2 protein-coding genes are annotated in these 1,002 nt (G+C 72.1%); both read right to left on the reverse strand.

Translation table 11 applies throughout. The features are described 5' to 3' along the window. Positions 1-303: alcohol dehydrogenase catalytic domain-containing protein (locus tag ACFXGA_RS37110; RefSeq protein WP_378096800.1), on the reverse strand; the 303-nt coding region annotated here is incomplete at its 3' end. 105 nt (positions 304-408) lie between these two features. Beyond that, positions 409-804, reverse strand: a complete 396-nt coding sequence (locus tag ACFXGA_RS37115; RefSeq protein ID WP_378096803.1) for a MerR family transcriptional regulator — start codon at positions 802-804, stop codon at positions 409-411. Positions 805-1,002: the final 198 nt, after the last annotated feature.

The following is a 1,002-nucleotide window of genomic DNA, read 5'->3' on the forward strand; positions in this document are numbered from 1 at the left end:
GGGGCGGCCCCGCCCCGGGCGCTCGCCCCACCGCACCGCCCGCCCCACCCCCACCCCCCCTCCCCCGCCCCCCGCGCGGCCCACCCCGGTTCCCGCTGCCTCCATGCCCAGCACCCGGGGGAAGGGACGCCCGCCGTCGAGCCCGGGGACCAGACCCGAGCGCAGGAGGTGGTCGAGGGGGTTCACGCCGGCGACGTCGACCCGGACCAGCACCTCGCCGCGGCCGGGGACGGGATCGGGACGATCGAAGAACTCCTGCACCTCGGGCCCGCCATACCTGCCGAAACCCCACGCCTGCCCCATCTTCCGCCTCCTCGTGACGACCGCCCCGGCGATTCCGGGCGCTGTCGCCAGCCTCGCCCCTCACATCGATGTCAGGGGCAAGCCGCTGAGGCGCGGGTCACAGCATCAAGCCGACCGTGCCGCCGGTTCCCGGGTCGTGGACAACTCCGCCCGGTGCCTGCTGTTGGCCTCGATCAGCACGTCGAGCGCATCCCGCATCTCGACCAACTGCGCGATTTCCGCATCGATCCGCTCGCGCTCGCGCATCATCGCCGTGAACGTCTCCTCGGCGACACCCGGGTCACCGGGAACGTCCACGCACGGCAACACCGTCGCGATCACCCGGCTGGACATACCCGCCTCGAACAACCGCCGGATGAGCGACACCCGCTGGACCTCGGCATCGGAATAGTGACGCTGCCCCGCGCCGGAACGCGAACTGGTCAGCAAACCCTGCTCCTCGTAGTACCGCAGTGAGCGCGGACTGACGCCCGTGCGCCTGGACAACTCGCCGATCCGCATTCCCACAACCCTACGCCCGCGTGCTCCGGCCCCAGACCGCCGGCGAGTCGCGGACACCCGCATCGTGGACACCGCCGCGGCCCGCGGGGTCGTCGCCTCGACCCGACTCTTAATCCGTTTGTCAAGCGGCGGCGGCGAGGGGAGGCGTGGGTTGATAGGGCCGGTTGTCGCGCAGCAGTGCCCACAGGACGTTGACGC

Source organism: Actinosynnema sp. NPDC059335, from assembly GCF_042752395.1.
GTDB lineage: Bacteria > Actinomycetota > Actinomycetes > Mycobacteriales > Pseudonocardiaceae > Actinosynnema.